Below are 17,449 nucleotides of genomic sequence, written 5' to 3'. Positions count from 1 at the left end.
CTGCTCTTAGTTGTTCCAAGCCTCAGGGGCGAAGAGGTAGCCCTGTCCCCAGACGGTTTTAATTCTGAAAGGGGTCTCAATATTGTCGTTGAGCTTTTTACGCAGCCTTGAAATGCGCACATCTATCTTTCTGTCTTTACCATCAAAATCTATGTTAAGCAGTAATTGATAGATGTACTGACGGCTCAGCACTTGTCCCGCCTGCGAGGCCAGTAACCAGAGGAGTTCAAACTCATGGCTGGTGAGGTCGACTTCTTTATTGTCGAGGCGGATAGCATGAGTATGGGGATCGATACTCAGCTTACCAAAGGTCAAGCAGTGGGATTCGGCCTGCGGCGGTTGGTTTTGGCGGCGCAATAGGTTGTTGATACGGGCAACCAGCAGCGCAGGGTCGACGGGTTTCACCACATAGTCGTCGGCACCGAGTTCTAAGCCTTTGATCTGATCTTCGCTCGACCCAAGGGCACTCATCAGCAGTATAGGGCCTGCAAAGTAATCGGGCAGCTTTTCACACAGGCTAAGGCCATCTAGGCCTGGCAACATAATGTCTAGCAGTATGATATCGGGCTTGTAGTTGATTAAGCGGGTTAAGACTGTGTCACCGCGGCGCTCGACTTCAACGTGCATACCGTGTGATTTCAAATAATCTACAATTAAATTCGCAAGACGGACATCGTCTTCAACCAATAACACTCTGTGGGGTGATTGTGGATTCGTCATTAAAATAAACTCCAAGGGTTACGGTAACGTCTGCGCACCTGAGGTTGCGAGGTTGACGTAATTTTTAATTTGGCTCCAGCCAGTGTTTGATTGGTTTCTTTACTGACTAAAACAAAGTGAATGTCACTTAATGTACTGACATTCATCGTAATTTCATGTTGCTCAGGAGACTCGCTGCACCATTTAGGGTAGGCATTGTTATCGGACAAAATACAGACTAGCTCGTTCTTGGCGAGTCGCCACTGTAATTCAATACGGATCTCACAGGCTTGGTTTTCATCCCCAGTGATACAGATTTCGGGGGTGAGTTTTAAGGTTGACTCTTCATTAGATGCAGCAAGTGCATTACGGGGCCCCATCAAGCTAACGCTTAGGCCCAATACGCACAGCATCCTAATACGAAGAGGAGTCACTAGTATCAGAACCTATACGCTGCGCCAATAAAATATGTGCTGCTATAGTCTTGATCGAGCAAGGGACTGGCGGCAATTTCATCTGCAAGTTGTGTGTAGCGGAACGCAAACAGCAGATCCCAGTTATCAGTTAAAATATAACGGGCTGTCATTTCTATCCCTTTGTTCCAACCTGCATCTGCATGATAATGCTTGCTCCAATAATCATTTTCACTCGGGCGAACGCCATAGTAGTAACCGACCACATTGGTACTTTTCCAATCGAATACGAGTGACATATCCATCACCCAGCGTGTTAGGTGCCAGCCATAGGTCCATTTGATTTGTGCTTCAGAACCTTGGTGTACATTAAACATATCATGGGTATAGGCTAATCTCACTACTCCTAGAGGGCTATAAATAAAGGCTTCGACGCCGCCAAGCATGGTAAAATTTCGCGATTCTAAGGAGTTAAATACTGGGTCCGGCTCACTGCTAAGGGCTGTATTGGCTGAGAGAAGTCTGGCTTCTTCCTGTGAACTGCGTTTTAGGAAGATATTGGACGGATCCCAACGGTAAAAGTAGGCTCTATCTAAGCTATAACTGGTGACTAAGTTTAAGCTGAAGTACTTCTGCTCGGTTAAACTGTAGCCCAAGTTGCCATTATCAAAAAACCAATGCTCACCATAGTAGGCTACGGTGGGAATAAAGAAGACCGGGATATCATCAAAATCCCGCAATGGATTCGTCTTTTGCCCCCAGCCGATCGCCACCCCTAAATCCCAGTTACGCATTTCAATGCATTCATCTTTAGTGACGCACGGCTCCTTCGCCATTCCTATTGAAGGTAGGCTAAGTGCGGCGAGTAAGATAAACAGTGTTCGATACATGATTTTGCGTTCAGATGTAATGTCGGTCGGTAATGGTCAACAGATTAGCATTTTATGCTTAAATCCACAGTGCTTTCACCTGAAGGGATGCAAAATGATACAGATATCATATAAATAGCTGATATGTAGATTACGCAATCAGTTGAAAGACAAAATAAAAATTTTAAATGCCGTTGCTTAACACTTTTAACGGAGTTTGATTTTTGTGTTTTATATGTTGTGGCTTTAGGTGTTTGTGGTTAATGACTTTGTTGTGACGGATAAAAATGCCATTCAAGATTTGAATGGCATAGATAGTGTGAGCTAAAACCCCATGGAGCCATAGGCTAAAGGAAGTAAAAAATCGATCAGTTAAGCTCTTTGACGGTTTGATAACCCATTTCTGTCAGTTGGTCATTCACGCAGTCGAGCACATATTGTTTAAGCTCGGCATTTTCGACCTGATCTTCCGAGGCCATTTGTTGGCACACTTCAGTCAGTTGGGCGATATCATTTGCTGGGGCAGGAGGAAGTGTCGATTCATCGGCAAAGGTTGCGAAACTCATTAGTGCCGACAGTGTGATAACAGCTGATAAGGTTTTCATTTTATTTCCTTTAGTTATTGATAGTTAACAACAGCCTAACTGGTTTCCCATCATGCCGCTGTGTCAACAGATAGCAATCTATCACTGCTATTATTTTTTAGATATAAATAATTTTTCGCTAATTTGGTGAGTTATTTTTGTCAGCAATACTTGGCGGTTTTATCTTCGGCTTTCTGGACGTTGAATGCTGATGTGATCGCCCGCCTTGTCAAGGCAGAGGGATCTGCACAGTATTGCATTTAAGTTATTCCGCTAAGGTCAGGCATCTTCCATTAAGACTCTCTAAAAGATCTTTAGTTTCATCGTCTAAAGCCTGTAAATGTTATGAATTTGTCTAAAGTTAGACTTATATCAACTTTGCTAGAATTATTGGATGAAGTTAATATTTTTAAGGCTTTAACCCTATAACGAATAACAGCTTTTTTGGTTGAAGAAATCGGAAGTTTGAACTTTAGCAAAATTCCGCGCTAAATCTGATTTACAGCACTTTTTATATTGTTATTTTGTAGCTATTTGAATCTTATAAGGTTAATTTTTGAACATCATGTTTTGTTATTATTTATTTTTATTAAGATTTTGATTTATATAGTATATATTTCTTTTTTAAATGATATTAACGTTTTGGTTGTACTCAGGTTGGTTGTTATCTAAAATTCGCCGCTTTTTATAAAACGATAAGTATCTAGCCTGTTTCTAGATATTCATATTAACGTATTTATTTTGGGGACTTCCTGTGTCGACAAAACTGGCGAATCCTGCTCCATTAGGCTTAATGGGCTTTGGTATGACGACTATCCTGCTGAACATTCACAATGCGGGCTATTTTCCGATTGATGCAATGATCTTAGCGATGGGCATTTTCTATGGCGGACTCGGCCAAATCATTGTCGGCATTATGTGTTTTATGCGGGGTGATACCTTTGGGACAACCGCATTTACCTCCTACGGTTTATTTTGGCTAACCTTAGTCGGACTGATTTTAATGCCTAATGCCGGAATTGCGGCGAGCCCAACCCACTTTATGGGATGGTATTTAACCCTGTGGGGGATCTTTACTGCTTTTATGTTCGTCGGTTCGCTACGCTACCCGAGAGCGAAACAGTTTGTGTTTGCCTCGCTCACGATTTTGTTCTTCCTGTTGGCGGCAAGAGATTTCACTGGCAGCGCCTTGATTGGCACTATTGCGGGTTTTGAAGGGATTATCTGTGGCGCGAGTGCGATTTACTTTGCGATGGCACAAGTGCTCAACAATGAATATGGCCGCACAATTTTGCCGATTGGTGAGTTAAAAGCAAAGGCTTAAGCGTCATTATTGATGTTGAGTATTTAACAATAAGGCTGAATGATTCAGCCTTATTGTTTTTGAAAGCCTGTGCGGTTAGGTTAGATTTTTGCCTTAATAAACGCGCAACAGGCCTCATCTAAACTGCGATTCGACAGATAACTGGTGCCGGTTTTATGGGTGATCAGAAACCCCTTTTCCGTTGGCACAATACGGTAAATATCCGTCCAAAGGATTTGGCTTTTAACATATTGCGATTGGGTGCTAATCCCTTGCTCATCGACAATCAGTGTGACTTCATTATTGGCGGCCTTACTCATCATCTGCCGCATCAACCACCAGGCTTTGTTGTATTTCACATTTAACGCTTCAATCACCCCGAGCCCGACAAAGAAATAGGCCAGATAGAGGCTGACATCCGCAAAAATCAGTGCAATACCAATGAGTCCAAACCCCATGGCCTTATAGTAAGGTTTGAGCGTGGGATCGGGTTTAACTGACTGGGTATAACACTCGTCAAAATGCGCTTTATCTAAGATATAAGTAGTGGAATAACAATAAGGTGTTGTCATCGAGTTATCTAATATTGGAAAGCCTGATTGTGCGTTAGTTTAGCGATTTAGCCTGTCAATGTAACGATTTTTAGGCTTGTATCGATCGGAAGAACTGGCGCGGAATACTGGGGTTATGTATCCCGTCGCCAATAACCTTATGGCTTAATAACGATTGCGTTCGTTGGGCAGATCGCTGAGATACTCTACAAACTCGACCTCAAAGCCATGGGCATCGAAGAAGTAGATATTGCGCCGGAAAGGATCTTCCATGCCGTCTTTGGCTATCGGAAAACCGGCTTGGGTTAGTCTTGCTATCACGGCATCTAAATCACTCACCACAAAGGCAAAATGGGCTAAGCCAATTTGATGGCCCGTTAAGTCGCGGTTTTCGCCCTCACCGTTATCGCTAAAGGCAATGTACTGATAATCATCACCAAAGTGGATCCAATTGCGGGGCTTGCCGTACCAAGTCCCTTTATCTCCGCCACGGACGCGCCAATGGGGGAAGGCTGCTTGATAAAAAGTGAGTGCTTTAGGGATGTCGTCAACGACTAGGTTGATGTGTTCTAAATAGATCATAATGCGTTCCTTGTAATGATTTTAGTCAGAGTGATAAACATCCAAGCTGCTTACATACCGTAGCAGTATTCCTGCTGCTTGGGATAGGGTTGATGAATATGGCGTTGGCGTATCGGCGCTAACGCTTGGGCATATTGATGCAACATAAACAGGCTGTATTGCACTCTTTCCCTGAGGTCGATATCCCGCGTTCCTTGGGGCGTAGCGTTGAGTACATTCTCGACATTACGGATGATCAAATGATCGGGAATCGGCACTAATTTATTGTTTTTGAGTGCATTCATTTTGACTTCCACAATGGGGTAGGCGCCGCTAATGCCGCTGCAAACTGAAATCAACAACACTGGCTTATGGGCAGTTTCCTGACGGCTACACATCAATAGGAAGTTTTTAAGCAGTGGCGAGGCCATTCCTCCCCATTCGGGCGTAATCAAAACCAGGGCATCCGCAGCATCTACTCTTTGTTCAATCTCAGGCCAATGCTCGCCCTTGTTGTCTTCTTCACCGTCCCAAAATGGCAGATTAAACTGGCAAAGCTCTAAGTGATGGATAGCGTCGTAACCAACACTATGGGGTGATAAAAAACTGGTTTCGGCTATGTATCGCGCGACTTTAGCACTTTGTGAGTGGGCTCTTTGGCTGCTGCTGATGATGAGTAAGTTCATTATGTAAACCTATTTGTTTATAAATTATTTATAAGGTAATTACTTTATTTAATCTTGTAAAGGATAAAATAAATAAAAAACTTTATTTATTCTGTTAAAAGGTGGGCGATTGAGGGATAATGCGAGGTGAAGAGCGGAGAGCGCATATGAAAACCACTGATAAGATTATTCAATTACTCAAGTTGCACGGTCCTTTAACTGCAAAGACCCTAGCGGAAGAGCTCGCCCTGACGACTATGGGGGTTCGGCAGCATTTGCAGGCCTTAGAGGATGCGGGTGATGTCGATATTGAAGATAGAGTCGAAGGCCGTGGACGCCCAACCCGATATTGGGGATTAACGGAGCAGAGTCGGACTCACTTTGCCGATCGTCACAGTGAGCTTAGTTTGCAATTGATTGATTCCGTTAAAATGATATTTGGCGATCAAGGCCTAGATAAACTGATTGAGCATAGGGAGCAAACGGCCTTGCAGCAGTATCGCAGTGCGATGCAAGGCATGACGGATATAGCCAGTCGTTTAACGAAACTGGTGGAACTGCGTACCCTCGAAGGCTATATGGCGACGCAGGAACAAGCCGATGGAGTGTTCTGGTTGCTTGAGAATCACTGCCCAATTTGCAGCGCAGCAACTAAGTGCCAAAACTTTTGCCGCTCCGAACTGCAACAGTTCCAGCAATTATTTGCCGATATCGCCACTGTGAGCCGTGAAGAGCATATCATCGACGGCGCCCGTCGCTGCGCCTATCGCATTGCATCTTTATCTTAGCGCTGGGTGGGGTTATGCAATCAAAACGTGGTCGTCTCGACAGATACCTTGCCGTTAAGCTGCAAATTCATCGTAAAGCCGTGCGAGAACTCTTGCTGGCGGATCGAGTGTATGTGGATGGCGCGCCTGCAAAAGCGCTCGATCTGCTGGTGGATGAATTTTCCCATATAGTGTTTGATGGGCAAGTCTTACAGGCCAATAAGCCCGTTTATCTAATGCTGCACAAGCCTGTTGGCGTAGTGAGTGCCACCAAAGACACAGAGCATCGAACAGTGATTGATTTACTCGACGGTGATGCTCGCCATGAGCTGCATATTGCTGGGCGATTAGATTTAAACTCCTCGGGTTTATTGCTGCTAACCAATGATAGCCGTTGGTCCGAGGCGCTCATGTCACCCGACCAAAAGGTGGACAAAGTGTATCGGGTGACCCTATCGAATCCTTTGAACGAGGAGTATATCGCGGCATTCGCCCAAGGGATGTATTTTGGCTTTGAAGATATCACTACACAGCCAGCAAAGCTGACTATCCTCGACACTCATATTGCAGAAGTCACGCTAAGGGAAGGAAAGTATCATCAAATCAAACGGATGTTTGGTCGGTTCCGTAATCCTGTGGTGGGATTGCATCGACTTTCTATCGGTGAGATTACCCTGGATGAAGGCTTAAAGCCGGGTGAGAGTCGCACGTTAACTGCGCAGGAAGTGGCGTCCATTGGGCAGAGATGATTGTAAGTCAAATGACTAAATCGGATTATTATATTCTTTACTCATGATGTCGCGCTGACGTTTAGAGATTCAATGTTGTTCGTTTAGGCAAGCAGATACTCGCGAAACGAAAAATGATGTCACTCTACTCAAATCAAAATCATTAGGGCTTGCCAGACGAACCCTTCGGGCAGCATTTGGCTGAGTTTACTACTGCGTCATAGCCTATTTATGTTGTGACTAACTGTGCACTTGGATAAACACCTGCCTTATTACTGTGACATTAATCCTGAAATTTCGACAGTCCCACGTTAATTTGACTGGATTTAAACGGCATGCAGAGCTGCATGCCGTTGTTTGGATTAAAGCTTAAATGCACTTACTTGATTTCGCATACTGTTAGCCAATTTGGTTAAATTGAGTACAGAGTCACTTAGATCAAGGGCCGAGCGCGTAGAGTAATCCGCAATATCGCTAATGGCGATAATGCTGCGGTTGATGCTCTCGGCTACACTGCTTTGCTCTTCGGCCGCGGTTGCTATATGAGTGTTGAGTTCAGCAATGTTATCCACGGAAGTCACAATTTCTTTTAAGGCTTGCCCAGCTTGATTGGCTTTATTGTTAGCATCATCAACTTGATTAATACCTACTTCCATTGCATTCACCGCTTCTTTTACACCTTGTTGCAAGGTGGCAATCATCGCTTCGATTTCTTGGGTCGATTTTTGGGTGCGCTGCGCTAATGTCCTGACTTCGTCGGCAACAACGGCAAAGCCACGGCCTTGCTCACCCGCGCGGGCAGCTTCAATCGCCGCATTTAATGCCAGTAGATTGGTTTGCTCGGCAATGCTTTTGATTACATCTAACACCCGGCCAATGTTTTGACTTTCATTGGATAAGAAACCTATCACTTGAGCTGTTTTTTGAATTTGTTCAGAAAGCTGCGACATACTGCTAATTGAGTCCATAACAATACGGTTACCATTTGCCGCATAGGTATCGGCATCTCTGGCTGAATCGGCTGCGGCAGAAGTGCTTTGAGCCACTTCTGCAACAGTTGCAGTCATCTCATTCATTGCAGTGGCAGTTTGTTCCGTTTCGGCCTGCTGTTGCTGCATGCGCTTATTGGTTTCTTGAGTAAAACTGTTGAGTTCAGTGGCTGAGCTATTCACTGTGTTTGCGGCTTCAGCAATTGAGTGCAAAATGCCCCGCAAATGCTCAATAACTTGAGTTAGGCTTGATGAAATAAGCCCAAGTTCATCATTATTAAAAGTGCGAAACTTAACGGTCAGATCTGAGTCTTCACGAATTGTTTTAAGATTACGAACAATATCATTGATTGGATTCATCACACTGCGATTGACCCAAAGCCCAATTACTATACTGATAAGCATTGCCAAGCCTGCAAGGGTGGCAAAGATAGCAATTGAGGAGCGATAGATTTCGTTTGCAGCTTCTTTTTCATGGCCGGCAATGGTGATTTGTAGATCGATAAGTTCTGATATTTTGCCACTGATCGGATCTATTGCTTGGTAAAGAGGCAATATTTTGTCATTGAGTTGATGGGCTGTCCCACCATTCACTCCTTTTAAAAACGTAACTAACTGATCAATTTGCTCATTAGCTGGCGTAAATAAAAACTCGGCTTGGTTGGCGAGTTGCGATTCTTCCTTAGTGAGATCGGTCGCGAGATATTTCTGCCAGCGTTGATTAACTGTGGATTTTGCACTTTGAAGGGCTGTGATTGCCTGTGAAGCGGTAAAGCCTCCCGCATTAGCCTTATTAATTGCATCAATCACATCGACAGCGTATTTATCTGCAATGACTTTAAGATCATCTAAAGGAACAACTCTGTCGTTATAGATACGTTCGACGCCGTATTCGATTTTTCCCATCATATTGATGGCGATAAAACCAATAACGAGCAGCATCATAAGTGGCACAAGTATGCCGATGAACATCTTTTGCTTTATTTGAAGACCATTCATATGGATTTCCTCAGTGTACCAAGGGAGTCCTTAAGGCAGAGCTCGAGCTATCCTTATGATGAGTCTGTATGAATAGTTATAGCAAAGATGCTAAAAGAGGTAGGTTGTTTAAGAAAATTAAATTCCAGATACAAAAAAACCTCGCTAAGCGAGGTTTAAATGTTGGTACAGATGAGAGGACTTGAACCTCCACGCCCGCAAGGGCACTAGCACCTGAAGCTAGCGTGTCTACCAATTCCACCACATCTGCATTGGTATCCGACATTGTGTCGAATGTTAATTTGAATCGCAATTTGGTACAGGTGAGAGGACTTGAACCTCCACGCCCGCAAGGGCACTAGCACCTGAAGCTAGCGTGTCTACCAATTCCACCACACCTGCACTGTACTTTATTGCGATTCTTTAATACTGGTCGCTAAGGCAACCAATTTAAAGATGGTGCCCGAACCCGGAATCGAACCAGGGACACGAGGATTTTCAATCCTCTGCTCTACCGACTGAGCTATTCGGGCGACGGGCGCAATTTAAAGGCTTTTCGGCTTTTGAGTCAACTGATTTTTACGAAATAATGCAAAAAGTAGTGCGGTTGGATAAGTTTTACACGAATAGCGTATTTATTGACTCTTGCCCATATGAAAAGGAACTTGGCGCGCTGCAGAACCTAAAAGGGAAGGGGCATCAAACGGTGAACTTAAGATAAAAAAATGCCCCTTATAAAGGGGCATTTACGCTTAGTTCGATAAGATTTCGTTGTTTGGGAAGTTAGCTTGCATTACCATGAGCACGTTTTGCTTCAGTTGGTTCTGACCTAACTCGCCATAAGCTTCTGCCATAATCTCCAGTGCACGTTCCGTTGAAGGAGTGCCGGGATATGTTTCCAACACAGATTGAGCACGGACGGCCGCAGCACTCCAAGCGTTCATTTTGATATAATACTCAGCAACTTGAATGGAATATTTTGCTAGACGGTTTTTCAGCGACAACATGCGTTTTTGCGCATCAGCAGCATATTTGCTGTTGGGATAGGTTTTGATTAAACGATCAAAATCCTTAAAGGCATCTTGGGCATTTTTAGGATCGCGGTCGGTTCTATCGATATTCAACATATCGTGGAACAGATAGCTGTCAGCCTGCATATTGACGAGTCCACGCATATAGTAGACATAGTCGATATTGGGATGGGTTGGGTTTAAACGGATGAATCTGTCAATGTTGGCAATGCCAGAGGCAACATCGTCCATTTTGTAATAGGCATAAATCAGATCTAACTGAACCTGAGTTTTATGTGGTCCGAAGGGAAAGCGTGAGTCTAACGCTTCCAATGAACGGACGGCTTTAGAGTAATTGCCAAGTTCCATGGAGGTTCTTGCCTGAGAATAGAGCACATCAGGTGAGGTTTTGGCGGCAATATCGTTATCTTCAGGACTGCTGCTACAGGCTGATAACGCTAGCGAAAATAGGACTAAGGTTAAGCCTTTGGAGAATTTATACATACTTGAATTCAATTCTTTATAAGTTGTAGTTAAGAATTTTTCCATTTCACGATAAAATAGAAAGCATTCGATTGTAACAGATAGCACACATTTTTTGACCCCAAAATGGGGATACGGTTCCTATGACACAAGAGATTAATCTAAAAAGCGAGATTTCGGCAACACAAACTGGCCTGAGATTGGATCAAGCACTGGCTGAGTTGTTCCCAGATTACTCGCGCACGCGCATCAAGGAATGGATCCTATCTGATGCAGTCTATGTTGATGGTGTGATGGTAAACAAGCCGCGCGAAAAGGTATTCGAGCTGCAGCGCATTGAAATTAATGCCACGCTTGAAGAAGAAGTGCATGCGGCCGCGCAAGCCATTGAGCTGGATATTGTCTATGAAGACGACGATATTTTAGTGATCAATAAACAAGCGGGCTTAGTGGTTCACCCCGGTGCAGGCAATGCCGACGGTACTTTGATGAACGCATTGTTGCACCATTGCCCTAATATCGAGCACGTGCCACGTGCGGGTATTGTGCATCGTTTGGATAAAGACACCACGGGTTTGATGGTTGTGGCCAAAACGGTTGAAGCCCAAACCCATTTAGTGGCTGCATTGCAAGCCCGTGAAATCACCCGTGAGTATGAGGCGATTGTCCTCGGTACTATGACGGCGGGCGGTACTGTCGATGAGCCTATTGGTCGTCATCCGACAAAACGTACCCATATGGCGGTGCATCATTCGGGTAAACCTGCGGTGACCCATTACCGTGTGGCGGAAAAATTCCGTAATCACACCCGTTTAAGATTGCGTTTAGAATCGGGCCGTACTCACCAAATCCGCGTGCATATGGCATATATTGGCCATGTGTTGGTGGGCGATCCTGTTTATGGCGGCCGTCCAAAACCACCCAAGGCTGCAAGTCCTGAGTTTTTCGAGATCCTGAAAAACTTTAAACGCCAAGCACTGCATGCGGTGCGTCTAGAGTTAGCGCATCCTGTGACTTGTGAAATCATGAGCTGGACCGCGCCTATCCCTGAAGACATGGTGATTCTGACCAAAGCGCTGCGTCAAGACACCTTAGAACACCCAGTCGAGTACTAAGCTATGCTGCTTCACGATTGGCCTGTACCGGATAATGTGGCAATTGCGATCACAGACCGCCACGGCGGTGTGAGTCTCGCGCCTTACGACAGCCTGAACTTAGGGCTGCATGTGGGGGATGCGCCGCAGCAGGTATTGGCTAATCGTGGCATTTTGGCAAAACTGCTAGGGCTTGCGACTGAGCCTGTGTGGTTGGAGCAAGTCCATGGCACTCAGGTGGTTGATTTAGCCGATATCGCCCCAATCAATCTTGCCCAAGAAGCTCAATCAGAGAGTGTAGCCGCGCAAGATACGCCACCTTTGGTGGCCGATGCCAGTTATAGCAATCTCGCTGGGCGGGTTTGTGTGGTGATGACCGCCGACTGTTTGCCAGTACTTCTGTGCAACCAGCAAGGTACAGAGGTCGCCGCTGCCCATGCTGGCTGGCGCGGACTCTGTGATGGGGTGATTGAGGCGAGTGTGGCAAAATTTGCCTCTGAGCCGAGTGAGCTGATTGCCTATTTAGGGCCAGCCATTGGGCCTACGACTTTTGAGGTTGGCGCCGAGGTGCGCGCAGCCTTTATTGCAACAGATCCTAACGCCGCAAACTGTTTTGTTGCTCAATATCAGGCAACTAAGCCGGACAAATACCTCGCCGATATTATCGGATTAGCCAAATTACGCTTAAAGCAACTTGGCATTACTCAGGTTTACAGCGCCGATATTTGCACCGTCTCTAGCCCTGATTATTTTTCTTATCGCCGCGATAAAATTACTGGCCGCATGGCGTCATTGATCTGGCTTAAGTCTTAGGTTTATTCCCCTACAAATTGTATTAATTTCCCGCCGTCTTGCTTGAAATCGGTTAAATAGCCCCCATCTTTTAACTAACAAAATGTTATACCTCATTTGTGAGTTTTAGGAGGCTGTATGCGACTCGATCGTATGACCAATAAATTTCAGCTTGCCATCTCAGATGCCCAGTCGCTCGCGCTCGGGCGTGATCATCAGTTTATCGAACCGTTACATTTGATGATGGCGCTGCTCAACCAGGATTCTGGTTCTATCCATCCTTTATTAACCCAAGCAGGCATTCGGGTGAGTGCGCTGCGCTCGCTCTTGAGCCAAGAGCTTGAGCGTCTTCCCCAAGTTGAAGGGACTGGCGGCGATGTGCAATTATCCCAAGGTTTAATTCGCCTATTAAACCTGTGCGACAAGTTGGCGCAAAAGCGCAAAGATAAATATATCTCCAGTGAGTTGTTTGTCTTAGCGGCACTCGAAGGCAGCGATGCCTTAGCACAATGCTTAAAGAAATCCGGCGCCACCAAAGAGCTGCTCGAGCAAACCATTGAGCAAGTGCGCGGTGGTCAAAATGTGGATGATCCTAACGCGGAAGACCAACGCCAAGCGCTTAAAAAATTTACCGTTGATCTCACCGAGCGTGCCGAGCAGGGCAAACTCGACCCTGTGATTGGCCGTGACGATGAAATCCGCCGCACCATTCAAGTGTTGCAACGTCGTAGTAAAAACAACCCTGTGCTGATTGGTGAACCAGGCGTGGGTAAAACCGCGATTGTTGAAGGCCTCGCACAGCGAATTGTGAACGGTGAAGTGCCTGAAGGGATTAAAAATAAACGCGTTTTATCCTTAGACATGGGCGCACTGATTGCGGGCGCTAAATATCGTGGCGAGTTTGAAGAGCGTTTAAAAGCAGTGCTTAACGAGCTGGCGCAGGAAGAAGGCCAAGTGATCCTCTTTATCGACGAGCTGCACACTATGGTGGGCGCGGGTAAAGGCGACGGCGCCATGGATGCGGGCAATATGTTAAAGCCTGCGTTGGCCCGTGGCGATCTTCATTGTGTGGGTGCGACCACTCTCGACGAATATCGTCAATATATTGAAAAGGATGCCGCCCTTGAGCGCCGCTTCCAAAAAGTATTAGTGGATGAGCCTAGCGTTGAAGATACCATCGCGATTTTGCGTGGTCTCAAAGAGCGTTACGAGCTGCATCACCATGTGGAAATTACCGATCCGGCTATTGTAGCGGCGGCAACTATGTCGCACCGCTATGTGTCAGACCGTAAATTACCCGATAAAGCCATCGACTTGATTGACGAGGCGGCATCGAGCATCCGTATGCAGATGGATTCTAAGCCTGAATCCCTCGACAGATTGGAGCGTCGTGCTATCCAGTTGAAACTGGAAGAGCAGGCATTAGCCAAAGAAAACGATGAGGCGAGCCGCCGTCGACTCGACCATTTACGCGTCGAGTTGCATGAGGTTGAGGCTAAGGCGTCGGAGCTTAACGAAATATGGCGTACCGAAAAAGCAGCGCTAGCAGGGACTCAGCATATTAAAGCCGATCTTGAACAAGCGCGGATGGATTTAGAAGTGGCGCGCCGCGCGGGCGATCTAACCCGTATGTCCGAGCTGCAATATGGCCGTATTCCAGAGCTTGAAAAGCAACTGGACTTAGCATCGCAAGCCGAAATGCAGGATATGACGTTGCTACGCAATAAAGTCACTGACTTAGAAATCGCCGAAGTGCTATCAAAGGCGACGGGGATTCCGGTTTCTAAGATGCTTGAAGGCGAGCGTGAAAAGCTGTTGCAAATGGAAGTGGCACTGCATGAGCGGGTAATTGGCCAAAACGAAGCCGTGGATGCGGTCGCCAATGCGATTCGCCGTAGCCGCGCAGGGCTTGCCGATCCGAATCGTCCTATTGGTTCGTTCCTGTTCTTAGGACCAACCGGTGTGGGTAAAACTGAGCTGTGTAAGTCGTTGGCTAAGTTCCTCTTCGATACGGAATCGGCCTTAGTGCGCATCGACATGTCTGAATTTATGGAGAAACACGCAGTTTCCCGTTTAGTTGGGGCGCCTCCAGGCTATGTCGGCTATGAAGAGGGCGGTTACTTAACTGAAGCGGTGCGTCGTAAGCCTTATTCGGTGATTTTGCTCGATGAGGTGGAAAAGGCTCACCCAGACGTGTTCAACATTTTGCTGCAGGTGCTGGATGATGGCCGCTTAACCGATGGTCAAGGTCGTACCGTCGACTTTAGAAATACGGTGATCATCATGACCTCAAACTTAGGCTCTGACATTATCCAAGAAGGATTTGGTCACCTAAGTTACAGCGAAATGAAGAGCGCGGTGATGAATGTGGTAACCCATAGCTTTAGACCCGAGTTTTTAAACCGGATCGACGAGTCTGTGGTATTCCATCCCTTGGATGCGGAAAATATCAAGCATATTGCTTCTATCCAAATTGCTTCATTGCGTAAGCGTTTGGCAGAGAAAGACTATACGCTGGAGATCACCGACGAGGCATTATCGTTAATCGCCGAAATTGGTTTCGACCCAGTTTATGGCGCAAGACCGCTGAAACGTGCCTTGCAGCAGGAGATGGAAAACCCATTAGCGCAAAAACTACTGCGTGGCGATTTACTGCCCGGCAAACCTATCAAGGTTAGTTGCGCCGATGGTGAGTTGGTATTCGAGCAATAATTTACGCGGATGGTTAACGTGCTAAATGCTGCTTAACCTAAATAAAAAACCGAAGTCCAATACTTCGGTTTTTTTATATCTATATGCTACAGATATATTGTTCGATAACCCTAAAAGAGTGACAAGCGATAGCGTGGCGTTATTATCAAGGTTTCAGTCCAACCAATGACAAATGCTAGGCGCTATTTCTTATCGCAAAACAGTTTTATCCGCTGCTGATTCTCGCTAATTGCCGCTTGGCGTTCTTCTTCTGTCATCGCGACAGGTTCTTTATTACCTTCTGCTTGGCGGGTGAGTTTAGTATGAGTCGTTAGCACATCTAAATTATGTTTTGCGTTTTCACAAATCGCTTCGGCTTGCTTAGTGTCTTGCGCTTTAATTAGCGCCGCCGATTTTTCGGGCTCAGACATTTTAGGAGGCTCTTCATTTTTAACGGGAGCGATATAGCCAACCTTACCTGGCTCGATATCTTCGCTATAAAGTTGCTGCGTTTTGGGGTGGTCCTGCCCCGGTGGCTGCTGACTGTAATGGGTGACACCATTCTCATCGACCCAAGTGTAAATCACGCCTGCCAATACGGGTTGAGTGAGCATCATTAAGCATGCAATACGTAGAAGCATGGCGCTAAACGTTTCTTTTTTTAACATAAAAATCATCCCTAAGGGGCATCATCGACATGAGAGTAAAATATGCTATCTTGAAGCCTACTTCCATTTCAGTTCATAGCTTTATAAGTGTATGCAAAATTCTTCGAATCAAACAGTAAAGAATAAAGGTATCTATTTACTGCCGAATTTATTCACCACCGCAGGCTTGTTTTCCGGTTTCTATGCTGTGATTGCCTCTATGAATGCCAACTTTGAAGCGGCTGCGATTGCGATTTTTGTGGCCATGATTTGCGATGGCTTAGACGGCAGAGTTGCAAGGTTAACAAATACGCAAAGTGACTTTGGTGCCGAGTATGACAGTATGGCAGACATGGTGTCCTTTGGTATGGCGCCCGCGTTACTCGCCTATAATTGGGCGCTTGCGGATTTAGGCAAGGTCGGTTGGCTCGCTGCATTTATCTATTGTGCTGGCGCAGCACTAAGGCTTGCTCGTTTTAATACTCAAGTCGGCGTGGCAGATAAGCGTTACTTTCAAGGTTTAGCGAGTCCTGCGGCAGCGGCCGTCATTGCAGGTAGCATTTGGCTTGGCAATCAATATAACCTTGATGGTAAGGATATCAGTTGGATAGCCGGATTGATTACGGCCACCACGGGATTATTAATGGTGAGTAATTTCCGTTATCACTCATTTAAGGAAATTGACTGGCGCGGCAAAGTGAATTTTATTGCTATCTTATTTGTGGTTGGCGTGTTTGTGGTGGTTTCGGTGCAACCAGCATTAATTCTCTGTATTGGTTTTTACCTCTATGCCATCTCGGGGCCAGTGATCACTATTCGTACCGTGAGAAAACTAAAAGTGGCACACATTGTTGGCGATGGAGAGCATGAAAAGGAGCTGGACGCGGGAGAGGGCACCAAGAGTTCTACAAATTCTGCGGATAATCCTTAGGCCGACAGTTATTACATTCACAAGCTTTTATTCCATGAGTTGGTTCTTCGGTTCAAGAGTTGCCATTCGTTACCCTTGAACCGTTTTCTTAATCCGACATATATACATCTATATATGTAAAAGTTTTAAAGCCTCCTTTCTTAAGGCTATTCAGTCTATAGAATTTCCTGCACATTCATGCTGCATATGCCAAACTTATCAACCCGAGTGACAAAGATTGCAGCATATTTATCCGATACCTGCCGTTTTGCTGGTTATTTGCTCACTTGACGTGATTTGTTAAAAAAGCCCTTGCACAAAAAGTTCTGCTGCCTATAATGCGCATCCACTGACACGGCAGACAGCTAAAGCGAGCGCGGTATCAGTGCGAATCGAATGCAAAATGTGCACTTGATTCGAAAGCGACAAGAAGTTTGCAAAAACGCCTTGACGCGACACGGGAAATGCGTAGAATACGCAGCCCTGACCCGCTGAGCGGTAACGCGAAAGCCGAGGTCAAATGCTCTTTAACAATCTAAACAAGAAATCTGTGTGGACACTCACAGGTGTTGAGTTAATCGGAATTACTCTGCCGTTTGGCGAGTAATCAAAGAATTAAATCGATGAATGAGTGTTCATAGCAATATGTACAACGACTTATTAAGTTAAGTCGATTCAGAATTCATTGAGTCGTTTCTTCGGAAACAAAAAACTT

General features: G+C 45.5%; 17 protein-coding genes and 3 tRNA genes. 7 read left to right on the top strand and 13 right to left on the bottom strand.

Translation table 11 applies throughout. The annotated features are described in order from the left end of the window. Positions 1-6 precede the first annotated feature (6 nt). The 4 genes from SHD_RS15215 to SHD_RS15200 form a co-directional block, all read right to left on the bottom strand. Entirely contained in the window at positions 7-720 is a 714-nt protein-coding gene (locus tag SHD_RS15215) for a winged helix-turn-helix domain-containing protein (protein ID WP_011718006.1), read from the bottom strand. Further along, positions 720-1,112, bottom strand: coding sequence for a DUF3019 domain-containing protein (locus tag SHD_RS15210; RefSeq protein WP_161629215.1), 393 nt, complete (start codon positions 1,110-1,112; stop codon positions 720-722). Before SHD_RS15210 ends, SHD_RS15215 begins: the two co-directional genes overlap by 1 nt. 26 nt (positions 1,113-1,138) lie before the next feature. Then, on the bottom strand, positions 1,139-2,002 hold the full coding sequence (locus SHD_RS15205; protein ID WP_039978515.1) for a MipA/OmpV family protein: 864 nt from the start codon (positions 2,000-2,002) through the stop codon (positions 1,139-1,141). A 347-nt stretch (positions 2,003-2,349) separates the two neighbouring features. Further along, positions 2,350-2,586 carry a hypothetical protein gene (locus SHD_RS15200; protein WP_011718003.1) on the bottom strand — a complete coding sequence of 79 codons (237 nt, stop codon included), beginning with the start codon at positions 2,584-2,586 and terminating at the stop codon, positions 2,350-2,352. Between the two features lie 733 nt (positions 2,587-3,319). Here SHD_RS15200 and SHD_RS15195 point away from each other — a divergent pair. After that, entirely contained in the window at positions 3,320-3,889 is a 570-nt protein-coding gene (locus SHD_RS15195) for an acetate uptake transporter (RefSeq protein ID WP_011718002.1), read from the top strand. 80 nt (positions 3,890-3,969) lie between these two features. On the opposite strand, the gene SHD_RS15190 is transcribed toward SHD_RS15195, so the two are convergent. From SHD_RS15190 to SHD_RS15180, 3 genes are all read right to left on the bottom strand, one after another. Next, positions 3,970-4,440 carry a YcxB family protein gene (locus tag SHD_RS15190; protein WP_023267918.1) on the bottom strand — a complete coding sequence of 157 codons (471 nt, stop codon included), beginning with the start codon at positions 4,438-4,440 and terminating at the stop codon, positions 3,970-3,972. 144 nt (positions 4,441-4,584) lie between these two features. Next, on the bottom strand, positions 4,585-5,001 hold the full coding sequence (locus SHD_RS15185) for a VOC family protein (protein WP_023267917.1): 417 nt from the start codon (positions 4,999-5,001) through the stop codon (positions 4,585-4,587). 50 nt (positions 5,002-5,051) lie between these two features. Further along, positions 5,052-5,666, bottom strand: a complete 615-nt coding sequence (locus SHD_RS15180) for an NADPH-dependent FMN reductase (RefSeq protein ID WP_023267916.1) — start codon at positions 5,664-5,666, stop codon at positions 5,052-5,054. 146 nt (positions 5,667-5,812) lie between these two features. Here SHD_RS15180 and SHD_RS15175 point away from each other — a divergent pair, with 146 nt between their 5' ends. Together SHD_RS15175 and SHD_RS15170 are read left to right on the top strand one after the other, a co-directional pair. After that, on the top strand, positions 5,813-6,433 hold the full coding sequence (locus tag SHD_RS15175) for a helix-turn-helix transcriptional regulator (protein ID WP_023267915.1): 621 nt from the start codon (positions 5,813-5,815) through the stop codon (positions 6,431-6,433). Between the two features lie 14 nt (positions 6,434-6,447). Next, positions 6,448-7,161: a pseudouridine synthase gene (locus SHD_RS15170; RefSeq protein WP_023267914.1), complete on the top strand. Its 714-nt coding sequence runs from the start codon at positions 6,448-6,450 to the stop codon at positions 7,159-7,161. A 341-nt stretch (positions 7,162-7,502) separates the two neighbouring features. Here the strand turns inward: SHD_RS15170 and SHD_RS15165 are convergent, their stop codons facing one another. The 5 genes from SHD_RS15165 to SHD_RS15140 all read right to left on the bottom strand — a co-directional run bounded on the left by SHD_RS15165 (position 7,503) and on the right by SHD_RS15140 (position 10,621). Continuing rightward, positions 7,503-9,128: a methyl-accepting chemotaxis protein gene (locus SHD_RS15165; RefSeq protein WP_023267913.1), complete on the bottom strand. Its 1,626-nt coding sequence runs from the start codon at positions 9,126-9,128 to the stop codon at positions 7,503-7,505. 163 nt (positions 9,129-9,291) lie between these two features. Continuing rightward, positions 9,292-9,378, bottom strand: a tRNA-Leu gene (locus SHD_RS15160). 44 nt (positions 9,379-9,422) lie between these two features. After that, positions 9,423-9,509: transfer RNA gene (locus SHD_RS15155), tRNA-Leu, on the bottom strand. Between the two features lie 55 nt (positions 9,510-9,564). Then, positions 9,565-9,640, bottom strand: a tRNA-Phe gene (locus tag SHD_RS15150). 219 nt (positions 9,641-9,859) lie between these two features. After that, positions 9,860-10,621: an outer membrane protein assembly factor BamD gene (locus SHD_RS15140; protein WP_039978513.1), complete on the bottom strand. Its 762-nt coding sequence runs from the start codon at positions 10,619-10,621 to the stop codon at positions 9,860-9,862. 122 nt (positions 10,622-10,743) lie between these two features. Between SHD_RS15140 and rluD the strand changes: the two genes are divergently transcribed. From rluD to clpB, 3 genes are all read left to right on the top strand, one after another. Next, positions 10,744-11,715, top strand: a complete 972-nt coding sequence (rluD, locus tag SHD_RS15135; RefSeq protein ID WP_011623739.1) for a 23S rRNA pseudouridine(1911/1915/1917) synthase RluD — start codon at positions 10,744-10,746, stop codon at positions 11,713-11,715. 3 nt (positions 11,716-11,718) lie between these two features. Beyond that, positions 11,719-12,507, top strand: a complete 789-nt coding sequence (gene pgeF / locus SHD_RS15130; protein ID WP_023267911.1) for a peptidoglycan editing factor PgeF — start codon at positions 11,719-11,721, stop codon at positions 12,505-12,507. Between the two features lie 117 nt (positions 12,508-12,624). After that, the gene (gene clpB, locus SHD_RS15125; RefSeq protein WP_023267910.1) at positions 12,625-15,198 is read left to right on the top strand and encodes an ATP-dependent chaperone ClpB; all 2,574 of its coding nucleotides are present in this window, start codon (positions 12,625-12,627) and stop codon (positions 15,196-15,198) included. A gap of 182 nt (positions 15,199-15,380) precedes the next feature. On the opposite strand, the gene SHD_RS15120 is transcribed toward clpB, so the two are convergent. Continuing rightward, positions 15,381-15,845 carry a DUF4124 domain-containing protein gene (locus SHD_RS15120; protein WP_039978512.1) on the bottom strand — a complete coding sequence of 155 codons (465 nt, stop codon included), beginning with the start codon at positions 15,843-15,845 and terminating at the stop codon, positions 15,381-15,383. 91 nt (positions 15,846-15,936) lie between these two features. Between SHD_RS15120 and pssA the strand changes: the two genes are divergently transcribed. Continuing rightward, the gene (gene pssA / locus SHD_RS15115; RefSeq protein WP_023267908.1) at positions 15,937-16,755 is read left to right on the top strand and encodes a CDP-diacylglycerol--serine O-phosphatidyltransferase; all 819 of its coding nucleotides are present in this window, start codon (positions 15,937-15,939) and stop codon (positions 16,753-16,755) included. Positions 16,756-17,449 lie beyond the last annotated feature (694 nt).

Source organism: Shewanella decolorationis S12, assembly GCF_000485795.1.
Classification (GTDB): Bacteria; Pseudomonadota; Gammaproteobacteria; order Enterobacterales; family Shewanellaceae; genus Shewanella; species Shewanella decolorationis.
This window is presented reverse-complemented; position numbering and strand designations above follow the sequence as displayed.